This window comes from Streptomyces sp. NBC_00316 (assembly GCF_036158715.1).
GTDB lineage: Bacteria > Actinomycetota > Actinomycetes > Streptomycetales > Streptomycetaceae > Streptomyces.
In genome coordinates this window covers 8,126,846-8,142,540 of record NZ_CP108023.1, presented here as the reverse complement: position 1 = coordinate 8,142,540, position 15,695 = coordinate 8,126,846, and the positions used below count along the sequence as shown (strand labels likewise).

General features: G+C 67.6%; 15 protein-coding genes and 1 pseudogene. 11 read left to right on the top strand and 5 right to left on the bottom strand.

Features of this window, described 5'->3' with window-relative positions:
- Window positions 1–48: 48 nt before the first annotated feature.
- Window positions 49–906 carry a helix-turn-helix transcriptional regulator gene (locus OG878_RS36285; RefSeq protein WP_328890702.1) on the bottom strand — a complete coding sequence of 286 codons (858 nt, stop codon included), beginning with the start codon at window positions 904–906 and terminating at the stop codon, window positions 49–51.
- 479 nt (window positions 907–1,385) lie between these two features.
- On the opposite strand from OG878_RS36285, the pseudogene OG878_RS36280 reads away from it, so the two are divergent.
- Window positions 1,386–1,493, top strand: a pseudogene (locus OG878_RS36280) (IS5/IS1182 family transposase); the annotation flags it as partial.
- Window positions 1,494–1,602: 109 nt separating this feature from the next.
- Here the strand turns inward: OG878_RS36280 and OG878_RS36275 are convergent.
- Entirely contained in the window at window positions 1,603–3,726 is a 2,124-nt protein-coding gene (locus tag OG878_RS36275; RefSeq protein WP_328890701.1) for an amylo-alpha-1,6-glucosidase, read from the bottom strand.
- Window positions 3,727–3,851: 125 nt separating this feature from the next.
- Between OG878_RS36275 and OG878_RS36270 the strand changes: the two genes are divergently transcribed.
- The 6 genes from OG878_RS36270 (at window position 3,852) to OG878_RS36245 (ending at window position 11,006) form a co-directional block, all read left to right on the top strand.
- Window positions 3,852–4,901 (top strand): LacI family DNA-binding transcriptional regulator, encoded by a 1,050-nt coding sequence (locus OG878_RS36270; RefSeq protein WP_328890700.1) that lies wholly within the window; start codon window positions 3,852–3,854, stop codon window positions 4,899–4,901.
- Between the two features lie 90 nt (window positions 4,902–4,991).
- A complete protein-coding gene (locus OG878_RS36265) occupies window positions 4,992–6,236 on the top strand; it encodes a sugar ABC transporter substrate-binding protein (protein ID WP_328890699.1) in 1,245 nt (414 codons plus the stop codon).
- A 5-nt stretch (window positions 6,237–6,241) separates the two neighbouring features.
- Window positions 6,242–7,390, top strand: coding sequence for a carbohydrate ABC transporter permease (locus OG878_RS36260; protein ID WP_328890698.1), 1,149 nt, complete (start codon window positions 6,242–6,244; stop codon window positions 7,388–7,390).
- A complete protein-coding gene (locus OG878_RS36255) occupies window positions 7,387–8,325 on the top strand; it encodes a carbohydrate ABC transporter permease (protein WP_328890697.1) in 939 nt (312 codons plus the stop codon). The genes OG878_RS36260 and OG878_RS36255 overlap by 4 nt, the downstream gene beginning before the upstream one ends.
- Window positions 8,326–8,637: 312 nt before the next feature.
- Entirely contained in the window at window positions 8,638–10,347 is a 1,710-nt protein-coding gene (locus OG878_RS36250) for an FG-GAP-like repeat-containing protein (protein WP_328890696.1), read from the top strand.
- 362 nt (window positions 10,348–10,709) lie between these two features.
- Entirely contained in the window at window positions 10,710–11,006 is a 297-nt protein-coding gene (locus OG878_RS36245; protein ID WP_328890695.1) for a GYD domain-containing protein, read from the top strand.
- Between the two features lie 34 nt (window positions 11,007–11,040).
- On the opposite strand, the gene OG878_RS36240 is transcribed toward OG878_RS36245, so the two are convergent.
- The 3 genes from OG878_RS36240 to OG878_RS36230 form a co-directional block, all read right to left on the bottom strand.
- Window positions 11,041–11,583: a GNAT family N-acetyltransferase gene (locus OG878_RS36240; protein ID WP_443049208.1), complete on the bottom strand. Its 543-nt coding sequence runs from the start codon at window positions 11,581–11,583 to the stop codon at window positions 11,041–11,043.
- 315 nt (window positions 11,584–11,898) lie between these two features.
- Window positions 11,899–12,339, bottom strand: a complete 441-nt coding sequence (locus tag OG878_RS36235; RefSeq protein ID WP_328890694.1) for a GNAT family N-acetyltransferase — start codon at window positions 12,337–12,339, stop codon at window positions 11,899–11,901.
- 348 nt (window positions 12,340–12,687) lie between these two features.
- Window positions 12,688–13,188, bottom strand: a complete 501-nt coding sequence (locus OG878_RS36230; protein WP_328890693.1) for a hypothetical protein — start codon at window positions 13,186–13,188, stop codon at window positions 12,688–12,690.
- A 111-nt stretch (window positions 13,189–13,299) separates the two neighbouring features.
- Here OG878_RS36230 and OG878_RS36225 point away from each other — a divergent pair, with 111 nt between their 5' ends.
- The 4 genes from OG878_RS36225 (at window position 13,300) to OG878_RS36210 (ending at window position 15,429) form a co-directional block, all read left to right on the top strand.
- Window positions 13,300–13,758 (top strand): gas vesicle protein, encoded by a 459-nt coding sequence (locus OG878_RS36225; protein ID WP_443049287.1) that lies wholly within the window; start codon window positions 13,300–13,302, stop codon window positions 13,756–13,758.
- Window positions 13,759–13,866: 108 nt separating this feature from the next.
- Window positions 13,867–14,070: a hypothetical protein gene (locus tag OG878_RS36220; protein WP_328890691.1), complete on the top strand. Its 204-nt coding sequence runs from the start codon at window positions 13,867–13,869 to the stop codon at window positions 14,068–14,070.
- Window positions 14,067–14,810: a molybdopterin-dependent oxidoreductase gene (locus tag OG878_RS36215; protein ID WP_328890690.1), complete on the top strand. Its 744-nt coding sequence runs from the start codon at window positions 14,067–14,069 to the stop codon at window positions 14,808–14,810. The genes OG878_RS36220 and OG878_RS36215 overlap by 4 nt, the downstream gene beginning before the upstream one ends.
- Window positions 14,791–15,429 (top strand): cytochrome b/b6 domain-containing protein, encoded by a 639-nt coding sequence (locus tag OG878_RS36210; RefSeq protein WP_443049207.1) that lies wholly within the window; start codon window positions 14,791–14,793, stop codon window positions 15,427–15,429. The genes OG878_RS36215 and OG878_RS36210 overlap by 20 nt, the downstream gene beginning before the upstream one ends.
- Window positions 15,430–15,695 lie beyond the last annotated feature (266 nt).

The window sequence follows — 15,695 nt, the reverse complement described above, 5'->3', positions numbered from 1 at the left end:
CAGTGCGGGCCGAACCTGGGTCTGTCGCCACCACCTTCGCGGCGCGGTCTACGCGACCGCGCTCCCCAGCAGAGCGGCCAGCCGCTCCTGCGTGTCCGTACCGGCTGCCGGGGTGTGCAGCATCAGACGATGCCCGGGCATCTCGGGGAGGGTCAACGTGGTGTAGGTAAAGGAGAGTTCACCGGCTTCGGGGTGGGCGACCGTCTTCGTTCCGCTGGTGGCGTTGCGGACGGAGTGCTCCTTCCAGATCTCGGCGAACTCCGGGCTGACCGCGCACATGTCGGCGGCGATCCGGCCGAACTCCGCGTCGTCCGGGTAGCGCGCGGCGTCCGCCCTGAACTGGCCGACGATGGCCTGCGCGGCGTCCCGCCAGTGGCACAGCGACGACCGGTATCGAGCGCCTGTGAAGAAGGTGACCAGGCAGTTGTAGTCGTGCTCGCGGTAGCCGAAGACCACTTCGGCGGCGCGGTTGACGGCCACCAGGTTCCAGTGCCGGTCGATGAGATAGGCGGGATGCGGCAGCCAGGAGTCGATCACCTGACGCGGCCCGTCCGGGACGACGCGGCCGGCTGCCGGGGATGCCTGCGGCGGGTTCAACCCGGCCAGCAAATACAGATGTTCACGCTCGGCGGCGTCCAGACGCAGCACCCGCGCGATCGCGTCCAGCACATCCGCGGACACATTGATCTCACGTCCCTGCTCCAGCCAGGTGTACCAAGAGACCCCGACCCCGGCGAGCACCGCGACCTCCTCGCGGCGCAGCCCGGGCGTACGGCGCGAGCGGGCGACACCAACGGCCATCCCGACATCGGCCGGTGACACCCGGGCCCGTCGCGATCGCAGGAACTCCCGTATCTCGGCCGTACGCCGAGACCGGCCTTCGGCAGACAGTCTGGTGATCTCCATACCGGCATCGTAGACACAGCCCACACCCCCGAGGGCGCCCGATTGCCTTTCCTGACCGACAAGGGCTGGGCCTGCACCAAGAACAACCGGCGCCAGACCTGCCGGTTCGTCGCCGTAGCGGAAGGAGCGGGTTCCGTCGGCCCGCGCGACGATCGTCTCGCTGACCTCGCCGATGTTGTCGGCGCCGCTTCCCGTGTGCATCCGGTCCATGGCGCTGCCATCCGGGGCGGTTCTTCATCTGCCAGGGCTTCGACGCGCACCATCGACGCCGACGACGCGGCAGGCCGCGCTGTCGGGTCGGCTCCGCCCTCGTCCGAGTCCAGGACAAGGGGCGGCACACAGGGCCCCCGCCTCCCGATCGAGGCCGGGCCGGGCGGCAACCACAACGAAGTCACCCAGTTGTTGCCCCCGCTCCCGCGGCCCGCGGGTCCGCGGCCGGGTCGGCCGCCCCGCTGCAGAGAACGTGACTTCTTACACGCCTGAGTGTCTGGACAGCCACCTTTACCGCGCTGCGCCCACGTGTGATCGGGAAACTGGTGACGGTTCTGCGGCGTGAGGGTGCGGACGCGGTCCGCAAGGACCGGCCCGACCGCTCACCGAGGCACTGGAGACGCCTTCGGCGCACGACGTGCGGGTCGAGGGCGACGGTTTCGGCGTCGCCTTCGACGCGTGCGCGGCGGGTACAGCCGCTCCTCGTCAACGGGGCGTCATGTGCTCCCTCTTCACCACCAGGCCGTTCGGCGCCTCGATGTGAGCCGTGCCGGCGGCGTCGATGGAGATGTCCAGCCGCTCGCCGGCGATGTCGAGGCCCTCGACCTTCAGCGGCCGGTATTCCTCCGCGAATCCGGGCGCGACCGTGAGCGTTCCGCCGGGGACATCGGCAGAGAGCCCCAGCATCGACTGCAGGATCATGACGGACGAGGCCGCCGCCCAGGCCTGGGGACGGCAGGACGCCGGATAGGGCGAGGGCCGGGCGTCGGTCGCCGCGCCATGACCGGCGAACAGTTCGGGAAGCCTCCCGTCGAAGCCCGCGGAGGCGGTCAGCAGACCCCCCGAGAGCGACGCGGCCGCATCCGGGAACCCGGCCCTCACCAGGCCGTGTACCGCGATCGCGGTGTCGTGCGGCCAGATGGAACCGATGTGATAGCCGTACGGGTTGTAGGCCACGGAGTCGCTGCTCAGGGTCCGCAGGCCATGGCCCGAGTCGAGGTCGGGCGCGCCGAGTCTGGCGGCCAGCAGGGCGCTCTCCTCGTGGTTGAGCAGGCCGGTGCCCAGCAGCTGACCGAAACCCGAGGTGACCGAGTCCACCGGCTTCTTGTCCCGGTCGAGCGCGACGGCCGGGTACGGACCCTGTTCGTCCTCCACCCAGAAGTGGCTGCGGAAGCGGTCACGCAGCCGTTCCGCCCACTCCTCCCACTGGTCGGCGCCGGGGCGGCCGAAGGCGCGCAGCAGGTCGGCGCCGCCGCGGGCCGCCTCGTATGCGTAGGCCTGGACCTCGCAGAGCGCAATCGGGGAAGTGGCGAAGCGGCCGTCGCGATACCGGATGGAGTCGCCGGAGTCCTTCCACCCCTGGTTGGCCAGGCCACGTCCGGTGCGGTCGATGTACTTCAGGAATCCGTCCCCATCCGCGTCGCCATGGTCGCGCATCCAGGCGAGGGCGGACTCCGCGTGCGGCAGGAGCTGCTCCACCTGCTCGGGCGCGAGGCCCCAGCGCCAGGAGTCGTGCAGCAGGGTGATCCAGAGCGGGGTGGCGTCGACCGTGCCGTAGTAGCAGGGCGGCAGGGAGAAGTTCTCGTTGAAGTTCTGGGTGGCTCGGCGCACTTCGTGCAGGATCTTTCCGGGCTGCTCCTCGGTGTCCTGGTCGGACTTCACGCCTTGGCGGCGGGCGAGGGTGCGCAGCGTACCGGCGGCGAGATCGGTGCCCAGCGGCAGCAGCATACGGGCCGCCCACAGGGAGTCTCGGCCGAAGAGGGTGAGGAACCACGGGGCTCCGGCGGCCAGGAACTGGTCGGCGGGTTCGTCCGGATCGGTCAGCCGCAGTCGGTCGAGGTCGGCGGCCGACTGGCTCAGCCACTGGTCGAAGCGCCGGTCGGCGCTGCGCAGTACCGGTGTGCGCCAGGGCAGGCTGTCCGCCGGGGGCGCGGGGAACTGATCGCCGTCCTCATGAGCGGCGTCACAGCGCAGCACAGCGATCCATGACGAGCGTGGGGTGAGTTCGATGTCGTACTCCAGCCGTCCGGCGGCCGGGTCGACGATGGCGGGCTCCGGAGAGCTGGTGAGGCGTACGGCGAAGGTGTCCCGTGACCAGTCGAGTCCGCTCTCGGTGGCGGTGGCGGAGACCGGGCTCTGCGCGTGTCCGGACTTGATGCGCTCCATCGGGGCGAGGTCGGTCCCGGCAGTGACGATCAGCCGGAGACGGACGTTCTGCCGTCCGGCGTTGGCGACTTCGAGAGTCTCCTCCAGGTGCCCGGGGGTGACGCAGCGGCGCCGGTGCAGGGTGACCGCCGGGTCCGGAGTCTCCTCACCCAGACCGCGCAGCACACCGCGAAAGGCCGCCCGGTCCGCTCCTTCGAGGCCTCCCCCTACCGGCGCAATCGCGATTCCGTCTGCCGCGACGGTCAGACGGGCAAGCGCTCTGCTGTCGCCGTGGTAGAAGCCGTCGGCTGAACCGTCGATCTGTCCGTCGGCGTGCGAGATCGCGAAGCTCGGGGCGTACAGCGTCACACAGGCGTCATGCAGGAATGGCTGGAGGCCTTCGGCCGAAGGGCCGGGCCCCGTGTCGGAGTTCGTCATGTCGTGGGTCTTGACAGTGGTGTCCAACAGAGCAGAACCTCTCAGGCATTGGAGCGTTCCAAGAACCCTAACTACGACTTCACAGCGTTGACAACGGTATTGGAACGCTCCAATCAACTCGTCCGTTCGCACGACCGGTTCCGGAGACAGACATGCCCCGCTCACCCAACACCCCCGCGTCCAAGGCGGGTTCGGTGACTCTGGCCACGGTCGCGCGGCGGGCCGGCGTCTCTCCGCAAACAGTGTCCAACGCAATCAACTCGCCCGAACTGCTGCGCCCGGAGACCCTGGAGCGGGTCCGCCGCACCATCGACGAGCTGGGCTATCGCCCGCATCGAGCCGCCCAGACCCTGCGCACCCGCTCCAGCAGGCTCATCGGCTACGGCATACGTCCCACCGCCCCCGGCACCTCGGCCCCTGTCATGGACCGGTTTCTGCACGCCTTGTCCCAGACCGCCGACGAGGCCGGCTACCGGATCCTGCTCTTCGCCTCACCCCCCGGCAGCACCGGCCTCGAGGGGTACGAGGAGCTCCTCGACCTGCACAGCGTGGATGGCTTCGTGCTGAGCGGCACCGAGCGGGGCGACAGGCGCCAGGCCTGGCTGGAGAAGCGCGGTGTGCCGTTCGTGGGCTTCGGCCGGATGTGGTCCGGCCGGCAGATAGGCGACTGGGTGGATGTCGACGGCGCCTCGGGCACGGACTCCGCGGTCGAGCATCTGGTCGGTATGGGGCATCGCAAGATCGCGTTTCTCGGCTGGCCGCGCGGCTCCGGAGTCGGGGACGACCGCGCCGAGGGCTGGCAGCGCGCCATGCAGCGGCACGGCCTTGCGGTACGCGGCAAGCGGGCGCAGAGCATCGATGACATCACCTCGGCACAGGCCGCCGCCGGACCACTGCTCGACGCGGGCGCCACGGCCGTGATCGCCGCCAGCGACATGCTCGCCCTCGGCTGTTACCAGGCCCTGCGCGAGCGCCAAGCCGTTCCGGGCACGGACGTCGCCGTCGTCGGCTTCGACGACTCCCCCACGGCGGCGCTTCTCTCCCCCGGACTGTCCACCGTCGCCCAGCCGCTGGAAGCCGTCGGCCGCGAATGTGTCCGTCTTCTGTTGGCCCGAATGTCGGAACCCGACGCTCCGCCTGAGCGCGTCCTGCTCGAACCGTCACTCGTCGTGCGTGACAGCACACCCGCGTCGGGCAACTGAGCCACCCCCCGCGCCCGTTCACGGGCCACCGATTCACAGCACGCCCTTCCCGGGCAGCTGAGCCGCAAGTTATGCCTTCTGGAGGAACTCATGGTCACCCGTACGGCCGTCGCCGCCCTCGCCACCTGCGCGGCGCTGCTGGCCGCCACCGGCTGCTCATCCAGCTTCGGCAGCGACAAGGAGCCCGAGCAGGACAAGGCCGGCAAGCAGAATCTGACGGTACTGATCGCCACCTCGGGGGACGCCGAAACCCAGGCGGTCAAGGCCGCCACCGCCGCGTATGCGAAGAGGTCGGGCAACACGGTCACGGTCGAAGTCGCCAAGGACATGAACCAGCAGCTTGCTCAGTCCTTCGCCGGGCACAAGCCGCCGGACGTCTTCTACGTCAACTCCGACCAGTTCGCGAACTACGCGAAGGGCGGCTCGCTCTACGCGTACGGGGACCGGATATCCGACGCCGACGACTTCTCCGAGCAGCTGCGCGCCTCGTTCTCGTACAACGGAAAGCTGGTCTGCCTGCCGAAGGACACCTCCACCCTCGGCCTCGCCATCAACACCGATCTGTGGAAGAAGGCCGGGCTGACGGAGAAGGACTATCCGAAGAGCTGGGCGGAACTGAAGACCGTCGCGGACAAACTCACGGGCAACGGCGTCACCGGTCTGGTCACCAGCGACGAGTACCAGCGACTCGGGGTCTTCATGAAGCAGGCTGGTGGCTGGCTCACCGACGTGGACCAGAAGAAGATGACCGCCGACACCCCCGAGAACGCCAAGGGGCTCGCCTTCGTCCAGTCCCTGCTCAAGTCGGGCTCGATGAAGTTCGCGAAGCAGGTGGACACCAGCTGGGGCGGTGAGGCGCTCGGCAAGGGCAAGGCCGCCATGACCATCGAAGGCAACTGGCTCGACGGCGGTATGAAGCTCGACTACCCCGATGTGAAGTACGCCATCGCGCCGCTGCCCGAGGGGCCGGCCGGCAAGGGCACCCTCGCCTTCAGTAACTGCTGGGGCGTCGCCGCCGACAGCGCGCACCGCGCGGCGGGCGTCGACCTCGTGAAGTACCTCACCTCCGCGAAGCAGCAGCTCGCGTTCGCCGACGCGTTCGGTGTCATGCCGTCGCGGACGAGTGCGCTCGAGACGTACGCCGAGAAGCAGCCGGCCGCCAAGGCCTGGGTGGACGGCAACGCCTACGCGCAGGGCCCGGTGACTATCGCCGGGTTCGACAAGGTGCTGAGCCAGTTCAACACCGATCTGCAGTCGCTGCGCACCGCCGACCCGAAGAAGATCCTCGCCGACCTTCAGCGCAACGGCGAACAGGCGATCGTGAAGGGCAACTGAGCCCCATGCCCATCCGCACGATGCGCGCGAGCGGCACTCCCCGCACGACCGGCTCGCCCGGCGCACCTGACAGCGCACCTGGCAGAACCGGTACGGCTGCGAAGGCTCACGCTCCGCGCGCGGGCCTTCGCGGGGAGGGCACCTGGGGCTGGCTGTTCGTCAGCCCCATGGTGCTCGTCCTCGGCCTCTTCATGGTGCTTCCCATCCTGATGGCGCTGTGGGTGAGCCTGCTGCACTGGGACGGACAGTCCAACCCGTTCTCCGGTCAGGCCGATTTCGTCGGTCTGGACAACTACCGCACGCTGCTCACCCAGGACGGACTCGACCGCACGCTCTTCGCGACGTCCCTGCGCAACAACGCCTATTACGTACTGCTGACCGTCCCTCTGCAGACCGTGCTGGCACTGGCGCTGGCCCTGATCGTCAACCAGAAGATGCTGCGGGGCCGGGGCGCGCTCCGTACGACGTTCTTCTTCCCGTCGGTCACCAGCTCCATCGCCGTCTCCACGGTCTTCCTCTTTCTCTTCCAGGGCAGCGGAGCCGTCAACTCCATGCTGTCCTGGATCGGGCTCAAGGGACCGAACTGGTTCGCGGACCCGCGCGGAGTGCTTTCCCTGATCCTGAGCGGTCTGGGCATCGTCGATCCTGAACGGCCCGCCGGGGTGCTCGCCGATCACTCGCTGATGGGACTGTCGTGGTTCGAGTGGCTCGCGGGTCCCTCGGTCGCCATGTGCACGATCATCCTGCTCGCCGTGTGGACGACCTCGGGCAGCTTCATGCTGATCTTCCTCGCGGCGCTCCAGAACATCCCGCGGGAGCTTGAGGAGTCAGCTGCCATCGAAGGGGTCAACCGGCGTCAGATGCTTCGGTATGTGACGCTGCCCGCGCTGCGCCCCGTGCTGTTCCTGGTCCTCACTCTGGGACTGATCTCCACCTGGCAGGTCTTCGACCAGGTGTACGTGATGGGCCAGGGCGCCCCGGGCAACACGACGCTCACGCCGGCATTCCTGTCGTACTCCGCGGGCTTCGACAACGCGGACTTCGGGCAGGGCTCGGCGATCGCGTTCATTCTGCTGGCCCTGATCCTCATTCTGACCGCGTTCCAGCGCTGGGCGCTGCGGGAGCGTGGCGTACACACCGGGAGGAACCGATGACCGCCGCCGGTACGGCCGTACGCGACCGGGCCCGGCGGTCCCCTCGCCGTCGCGCATCGCGCGAACGAGGACACCCCGTCCTGACCCGTTTCCCGCTGCCGGCCCGGTTGGTGGGATACGCCGTGGTGCTGGGGCTGGGTCTGCTCTATCTGCTGCCGTTCGTCCTCCAGCTGGTGACCGGTTTCAAGACGGACCCGGACGCTGCCGCGCATCCGCTGGCCCTGTTGCCCACCACTCCGACGACGGCCGCGTATCAGCGGCTGTTCGGGCTGAGCCAAGCCTCGGAAGGGATTCCCTTCCTGCGCTGGCTCAGCAACTCGGCGCTGGTGGCGGTACTGGTGACTGCGGGCCGGGTGCTGTTCGACTCGATGGCGGGGTACGCGCTGGCGCGGCTGCGCTTCTGGGGCCGCTCGGCACTGTTCGGCTTTGTGCTCGCAGTGATGGCGGTGCCCGGAGTGGCCCTGCTCATCCCGAAGTTCCTGGTGCTCAACACCTTCGGGCTCTTCGACACATACACCGGCATGATCCTGCCGTTGCTGGTGGACGCGGCAGGCATCTTCATCATGAAGCAGTTCTTCGAATCCGTGCCGCGCGAGGTCGAGGAGGCCGCCCGGGTCGACGGGGCGGGTGTGTTCCGGATCTTCTGGTCGGTAGTCCTGCCGATGGCCAGACCGGCGTTGATCACCCTGACGATCCTGTCGTTCCAGGGGTCGTGGAACGAGTTCACGCACTTCCTCGTCAGCACCCAGTCCGGCCAGTACGAGACGCTCACCACGGGCCTGGCCCGCTTCGTCTCAGGAGGTCTCGGCGGCGGCACGCAGTACCCCCTGAAACTGACGGCAGCCCTGCTCTCCACCATCCCGGTGGCCGCGCTGTTCTTCTGCTTCCAGCGCTACTTCGTGAGCGGTGCCAACGAAGGGGCGGTCAAGGAGTGAGCTCCGGCGCCGTCACGAGCTGACGGCGCCGGAGCGTGATGCCCACTGTCCTGCCACGTCGGCGGTCGGGGTCCGGCTTCGTTCATTGCCCGACACCCCCGACCGACGTCCGGATCGTCCGCAAAGCCCTGCGCAACAGGTCGTTCGGAAGGCCGGCCAACTCCGAGCCTTCCAGCGACCGGTGGAAACATTGTCCGACCTGCCGAGTAGGGTGCGATCCTCGGACGGCCGGAGCCCCGCGGAACGCAGTGGTACCGCCGTCATGGCGATCCTGGGGGGATCATGCGTTCAAGATTCGTTCTACGCCGGTGCGTGAGCGTGGGCACCGCCGCGGCCGCGCTCGCGCTGGGAGGGGCAGGGGTCGCGGGGTCTGCGACCAGGGCGCAGGCGGCGGAGCCGCAGCAGCGCATTGTCTACTCGGAATCGACGACGGTCGACGGCATGCTGACGTATGCACTGGTGTCGATGAACGCCGACGGTACCGACCGCCGGGCCCTGGTTCCGACCGGTGACGGGCTGCCGCACGCCAAGTACGACAGCCCGGTCTTCTCGCCCGACGGGCGGCACCTGGCGTTCATCAGCGAGGACGGGTTCGGGGACATCTGGGTCGCCAACCCCGACGGCACCGGAGCGCGGCCTGTCGCCATGGATGTCCAGGACCCCGACGGGTGGGTGAGCCAGCTGGCCTGGGGCCCGAACAGCGACATGCTCTACCTGGGCTTCCAGTCCATGCCCGGTCACGACCGCCTCCGGCTGATGAAGGTCAACCTTGACGGCAGCGGTCTCGGCTACGTGCTGCCCGACCAGCCGAACGTGTACGACGGCCAGCCCTCGGTCGCCCCGAACGGTACGCTGGCGTTCCTGCACGGCGGCACCATCGAGGTCTACGACCCGCGCAAGGGCGGTACCCCCACCTCGCTCACCTCGGGCCTCCAGCCCGCGTACTCGCCAGACGGCACCAAGCTCGCCTTCAGCCGGCAGGCGTCGGACGGGCCCCAGGTGTTCGTACGCGACCTGGCCAGCGGCCGGGAGACGCAGATCACCGCCGACCGCGGCGGGGTGATCTACCCGTCGTGGTCGCCCGATGGAACCAAGCTGGCCTACCTCGCCGGCGGCACGGATATGCGGCTGACGGTCCATTCCGCAACCGCTGCCGGGGGTCCGGGCACAGCGATCACCAGCGCCGGCGTCCAGGGCAACGGACGTCCTGCCTGGGTCATCCCCGCCCGCACTTCCAGCTCCGGCGCAGACCTGACCGGTGACGGCAGGCCGGATCTGGTGGGCCGGGACGGTTCGGGGGTGTTGTGGCTGTACAAGGGCACCGGCAACGCCACCGCCCCCTACGCCGCCCGGACCAAAATCGGTGCCGGCTGGAACACATACAACTCCCTGACATCGACAGGAGACCTGACCGGAGACAGCAAGGCGGATCTGGTGGGCCGCGACGGTGCCGGGGTGTTGTGGCTGTACAAGGGCACCGGCAACGCCACCGCCCCCTACGCCGCCCGGACCAAAATCGGTGCCGGCTGGAACACATACAACTCCCTGACATCGACAGGAGACCTGACCGGAGACAGCAAAGCGGATCTGGTGGGCCGCGACGGTGCCGGGGTGTTGTGGCTGTACAAGGGCACCGGCAACGCCACCACCCCCTACGCCGCCCGGACCAAAATCGGTGCCGGCTGGAACACATACAACTCCCTGACATCGACAGGAGACCTGACCGGAGACAGCAAAGCGGATCTGGTGGGCCGCGACGGTTCGGGAGTGCTGTGGCTGTACAAGGGCACCGGCAACGCCACCACCCCCTACACCACCCGGACCAAAATCGGTGCCGGCTGGAACACATACAACTCCCTGACATCGACAGGAGACCTGACCGGAGACAGCAAAGCGGATCTGGTGGGCCGCGACGGTTCGGGAGTGCTGTGGCTCTACAAGGGCACCGGCAACGCCACCACCCCCTACACCACCCGGACCAAAATCGGTGCCGGCTGGAACACATACAACGCGCTGAGCTGAGCACGGGCTGGGCAACCCGTGCCAGGTGACCTGTATCGGGAGGGAGGGGCGGTACTCGCGTGCCGCCCCTTCGGCGTTCCCACATCCTCACAGTCAGGCGTGGAAATCAGCCTGCCCCCCAAGGGGCACTCCGGCGGAGCGGTGGAGCGGGGCATCCGAGGCCGGCTCTCGGGACCTGCCGAGCGTCTCTTCGCAGGTCAGTGTGGCTGTTATGCAAAGCCCCCTCTCGCATGTTCCCACCACCGTGATCAACTGCCCGTGATCGCTCGCATAACTCATTCGGGTGCGTACCTTGTGCAGGCTTTCAGCCATGATGTCCAGGATTAACCTCTCGATGTGCTTCCTCGTGAAGGTGAAAGAACATGCCGACGTATGTCACGTTGCTGAACTGGACCGATCAAGGGGTCCGAAACTACAAGGACACTGCGAAACGTGCCGAGGCCTTCGCCGCAACGGCACAGAACCTTGGGGCGAAACTCCTGAACATCTACTGGACCGTCGGTCCATACGACCTCGTGGCCATCGTCGAAGCGCCCGACGACGAGACCGCCACCGCGACACTCCTGCAGCTCGGCGGAGTGGGCAACGTCCGTACCACGTCTCTGCGGGCCTTCGGCCACGAGGAGATGGATCGCATCATCGCCAAGGCTGCTGGCTGACGACCTCCACACGCGCACAACGCTCGCGTCGCCATCAACGAATGGCTGTGACGTACCGGTCCGACGACAACTCGAAGACCCGCACCCGCCGACCGCAGCTCGGGTCGACGGCCTCACGGAACGGCTGCATCCCCAGCTTGGCCATGATCCGTTCGGAAGCATCGTTGCCCACCTGGGCGATGCTGACGAGCCGTTCAAGCCCCCGCTCCTCGATTCCGAACCGGACTGCGGCGGTTGCTGCCTCGGTGGCCAGGCCCTGTCCCCAATGGGCACGTCCCAGCCGCCAGCCGACCTCGACCGCCGGCAGCACCTCCGGCAGGAAGTCGGGAATCGAGAGACCGGTGAACCCGGCCAGCTCGCCTGTGGCGCGGACCTCCACGGCGAACAGACCGAAGCCTTGTGCCTCCCACTCGCGCTCCACCGCCTCAATCCCACCGCGGGTCTGCTGTTCGTCACGGACGCTGCCGTCACCGATCCAGCGCATGACCTCGGGGTCGGCGTTGACAGCAGTCATGGGCGCAACGTCCTCCTCGCGCCAGCGGCGAAGGAGCAGACGGGGAGTCTCGAGCATGACCATGCGAGCATTCTGGACCAGCGCCGGCCACTCCACCATGGCGACGGGGCGCTCTCGAAGCACGCCCCGGCTTGCGCGAGCACGTCTGATCCGTAGCAACGAACTGGAGGACGGCCTCCTCCTCCCCGTCGTGAACGGGCACTCGCAGAGGACCGGCAGGGCGAGATCCAGGGCATCGGCCTCACCCTTCCTCGGCTCCCTGCGGAGCAAACGACAGCAGGCCCCGCGCTTCGAGCGTCACGGTTCCGGCATCGCTGGGATTCCGAACCGTTCCGTCGCACCGTGAGGACCGCCGGTGACCGAGTGCCCGGTCGAAACCTATGCCAGTTCCTTGAACATGTGGACATCCTCAGCGCCACCTGGAATTCCCAAGGTCCGGCCGGTCTCCACATATCCGTGACGCTGGTAGAACCCCGGGGCTTGAAAGGTGAAAGAAGATACGCAGGCGCGGTCGCAGCCACGCCGACGCGCTTCCTCCTCCGCAGCCATGAGGATCTTCGATCCCCAACCGTCCTTACGGCTCTTCTCACGGATCCACAGCATCTCGATGCCGAGCAGCCCGCCCCACGTCCAAGCGGAAAGGCCCCCGACGAGCTCGCCGGCATCGTCGACAACCTTCACCGAGAGTGAACTCTGATCTGCGGCAGTGGTTCCAGTGGCAGGGAAATTGACCTCGTCCAGGCCCTGAGACAAGCGCTCGTTGAGCTCTGAGTCACGCTGACCGACGCTCAACGCCCCACCGGAGTGATCATGTGTCATGCCGCGGAGTGTGACACACGCGCCGCTGTCGCCGCGTCCGGTTCGGGGACGTGCCCGCCGAGCTGGAGGCACACCTGCGACAGAAGGTGTCCGACCCCTTGTCCGCAGCCGACCACATCCACTACCTGAGCGGGCTCGGGGACGAGGCCATCCACGACTGGGGGGTGTGCACGACCACTTCCACGAATTCGTGCTCATCGACTACTCAGCTGGACGGATCACACTCCTCGTCGCGGCCGACGACTGAGTCGATCGTCAGTGCTGCCATGCAAGGACGCCTGATCAGGAACGGAGCCACAGCCGAAGAGCGGCCGGAGTCACCGTGCCGTGGAAAATCTGGTGCCGTGATCAGCGGGCGAACAGACGCCGTCGCCTGCGAGGTTGAGTCGTGAACGCCGTTTGTGGGACGCCCAGCGCACCAAGCCGTGACATGAGCTGAACCTCTTGCTGCGATGTGACAGCGATCCACAGGGCTGTGCCCGTGTCGCTGGCGCTGAAGATCTCCCGACCCTGTCGCCACGCCTCTGCATGAATCGTGAAGGGAGCCAAGGACAGAAGCACGTCGAACTGCGTGTCGTCGCGGACAGCGACGTCAATTCCCATCCCGGGATCGTCCTTCGCCGACCGGACGCCCTCGGCCACCTGGTTCTCGGCCATCGACAACGCATGCTCGTACGCGGCTACCACTTCTCGTGGCCATGCGATATCGCTGTAAGCATCGACGTGAGCGGTCTCGATGCTGTCCCGCAGGACACGAAGCGCCTCACGGTGAGCGCTAACCACGTCTCCTGCCTCCAGATCATCTCGGAGGAACAGGTCTCGGCGTAGTTCATCGGCTTCGCTGATCACGCTGCTCAGCCTTTCACAGGCCGATGCCGTCCATGTGAAGAGTCCGGCCCATCTGGAGGAGATCAGGGCGTACTGGCAAGGAAATGCGGGGCCAGGGCCGTGACCGACCCCATGGCCAACAGGCTCGGCTCCTACCCCTCCAGGGCAGCGCCGCCGTACGCTCAGGGGTCGTCCGCGAACCTCGCCGACATCCTTGAGCGTGTTCTCGACAAGGGCATCGTCATCGCCGGCGACATCCAGATCAATCTGCTCGACATCGAGCTGTCGACCATCAAACTCCGACTGTCGGTCGCCTCTGTCGACAAGGCGAAGGAAATGGGTATCGACCGGTGGGAACACGATCCCGCGCTCTCGTCCCGTGCCCACGGGGAGCGGTCCCTCGCCGAGGAGAACAAGCGCCTACGGGCCGAGATCGACGCGCTGCGCCGAAACGGGGGGCTTCCCGAGAGCCAGGCGGCCCCTGGGGTGGATGCGGCGCTCAGGGGGGTGAGGCGCTTCCGGAGGTCGAGCGGGAATGTCGCGTACCACGGCCGTGGTATGCGGCACGGACATCCACCGTGGCGGTGGTAGCCCAACTCCGTTCCTGCGGATGACCGTCAGAGAGCAGTCCGCAGAGAGACTGTTCCTGTCGGACATGACGCGTCGCAGGAGACGCATGCGGACTCCAGGGAGCAGCAGATGAAGAAGTGGGTACGGCCACTGGTCGGAGCATTTTTGCTCTTCATCGGAGTGGTGTGGTCGCTGCAAGGCTCCGGCGCTGTCGACAACAGCGAAGTGATGTCCGGCAAATCCCAGTGGCTGTTCATCGGTCTGGTCGTGGCCATCGTGGGTGTGACGCTCTTGGTCGGCGGCATCAGGAAGCTGCGGGCCGACCGACGGTGAACGCGAACAACGCCGGCGGCTCCGCCCGCGAGCGCCCCGAGGACAGGCCCGTCGGACGGCGGATCATCCTCGGTGCTCTGGGGCTCGGCGCCCTGGGAGTGGCTGTGGGCGCGCCCGCGCAACGCAGGCTTGACGACACACTCGCCTCGGTAGCCAGCAAGGACCCCACCGGCCTTTTCTCACTGCTGCCCGGTGGCGGCGGCTTCCGCTTCTATTCCGTCGCCGACAAGGTCCCGCACCGCTCCGCCGACGACTACCGGCTGACCGTGGACGGTCTGGTGGACCGCCCTGCGTCGTACACACTGGACGAACTGACGGCCATGCCGAGCACCCGCCTGGTGCGGGACGTGCAGTGTGTCACCGGTTGGCGCGTTCCCCAGACGGCCTTCACCGGGGTACCGCTGTCCCATCTCCTTGAGGTTTCCGGAGTGCGGCCCAACGCCGCCGCGGTGCGTTTCACCTGTTTCGACGGGGTCTACTCCGAAAGCCTCACCCTGGAGCAGGCGCGACGCCACGACATGCTGGTGTCCTACAAGATGCGAGACGAACCGCTGACCGCTGCCCATGGCGGCCCGGTGCGCCTGTACGCCGCCCCGATGTACTTCTACAAGTCAGCCAAGTGGCTGTCCGGCATCACCGTCACCGACCATGTCCAGCCGGGCTACTGGGAGCATCTCGGCTACGACGTGGATGGCTGGGTCGGCAAGTCGAACGGACGCGATGATGCCCCGACCAGCTGAACAACACGACTTGATCAGGCGTTTCACTGCCGCCGAACGCTGGATACACCGGTGCACTGCCGCTTTGGTGGGAACCGCCCTCGTTACTGCCGCCTTCCTCTACTTGCCGGTGCTGGCCGAACTCGTCGGACGGCGCCGACTGTTGGTGACCGTGCACGAGTGGGCGGGCATCGCCATGCCCGTCCCGCTCCTGGCCGGCCTGGTCTCCCGTGCATTTCGTGCCGACCTGAGCCGCCTGAACCGGTTCGGCCCGCACGACCGCGGCTGGGTGCGTGCCGCCCTGCGCCGGCGGCCTCGTACAGCCGGAAAATTCAACGCCGGGCAGAAGCTGTACGCGAACGTCCTCGCCGGGGCCTTGCTCGTCATGATCGGCACGGGGCTCCTGATGTGGTTCCCTCGCCTTGCGCCGCTCCTGTGGCGTACAGGAGCGACATTCGTCCACGACTGGCTGGCCCTGCTCATCGCGGCGCTGGTCCTCGGCCACATACGGATGGCCGTCCGCGACGCACAGGCCCGCCGTGGTCTGCGCACCGGGCAGGTCCCACGGGACTGGGCGCGTCACCACCACCCTCTGTGGGAGGAGGAGAACCCGGCGCCCACAACCGCCCGGGAGCCCTGACGCACCCCGTTGCCAGGGCGGGAATTATCCTGCACCTATCGCAACCGTGACACCCGAAGCTCGTTCCGAAGGACTGCGGGCACTGGACCAGTCCGAGACGAAGACCGCCAAAGGGTTCCACTCCGACATCACTGCCGCGACCCCGGTGGCAAGAAATCTCGATGCACCGTGGGTCACGCCGACGCTCGCTGGGTCGCGATGCGCAACACATAGGGGAAGGGATATGGCACCAGTCACAGGCATCTGGGCGACGGTGAGGGACCTCG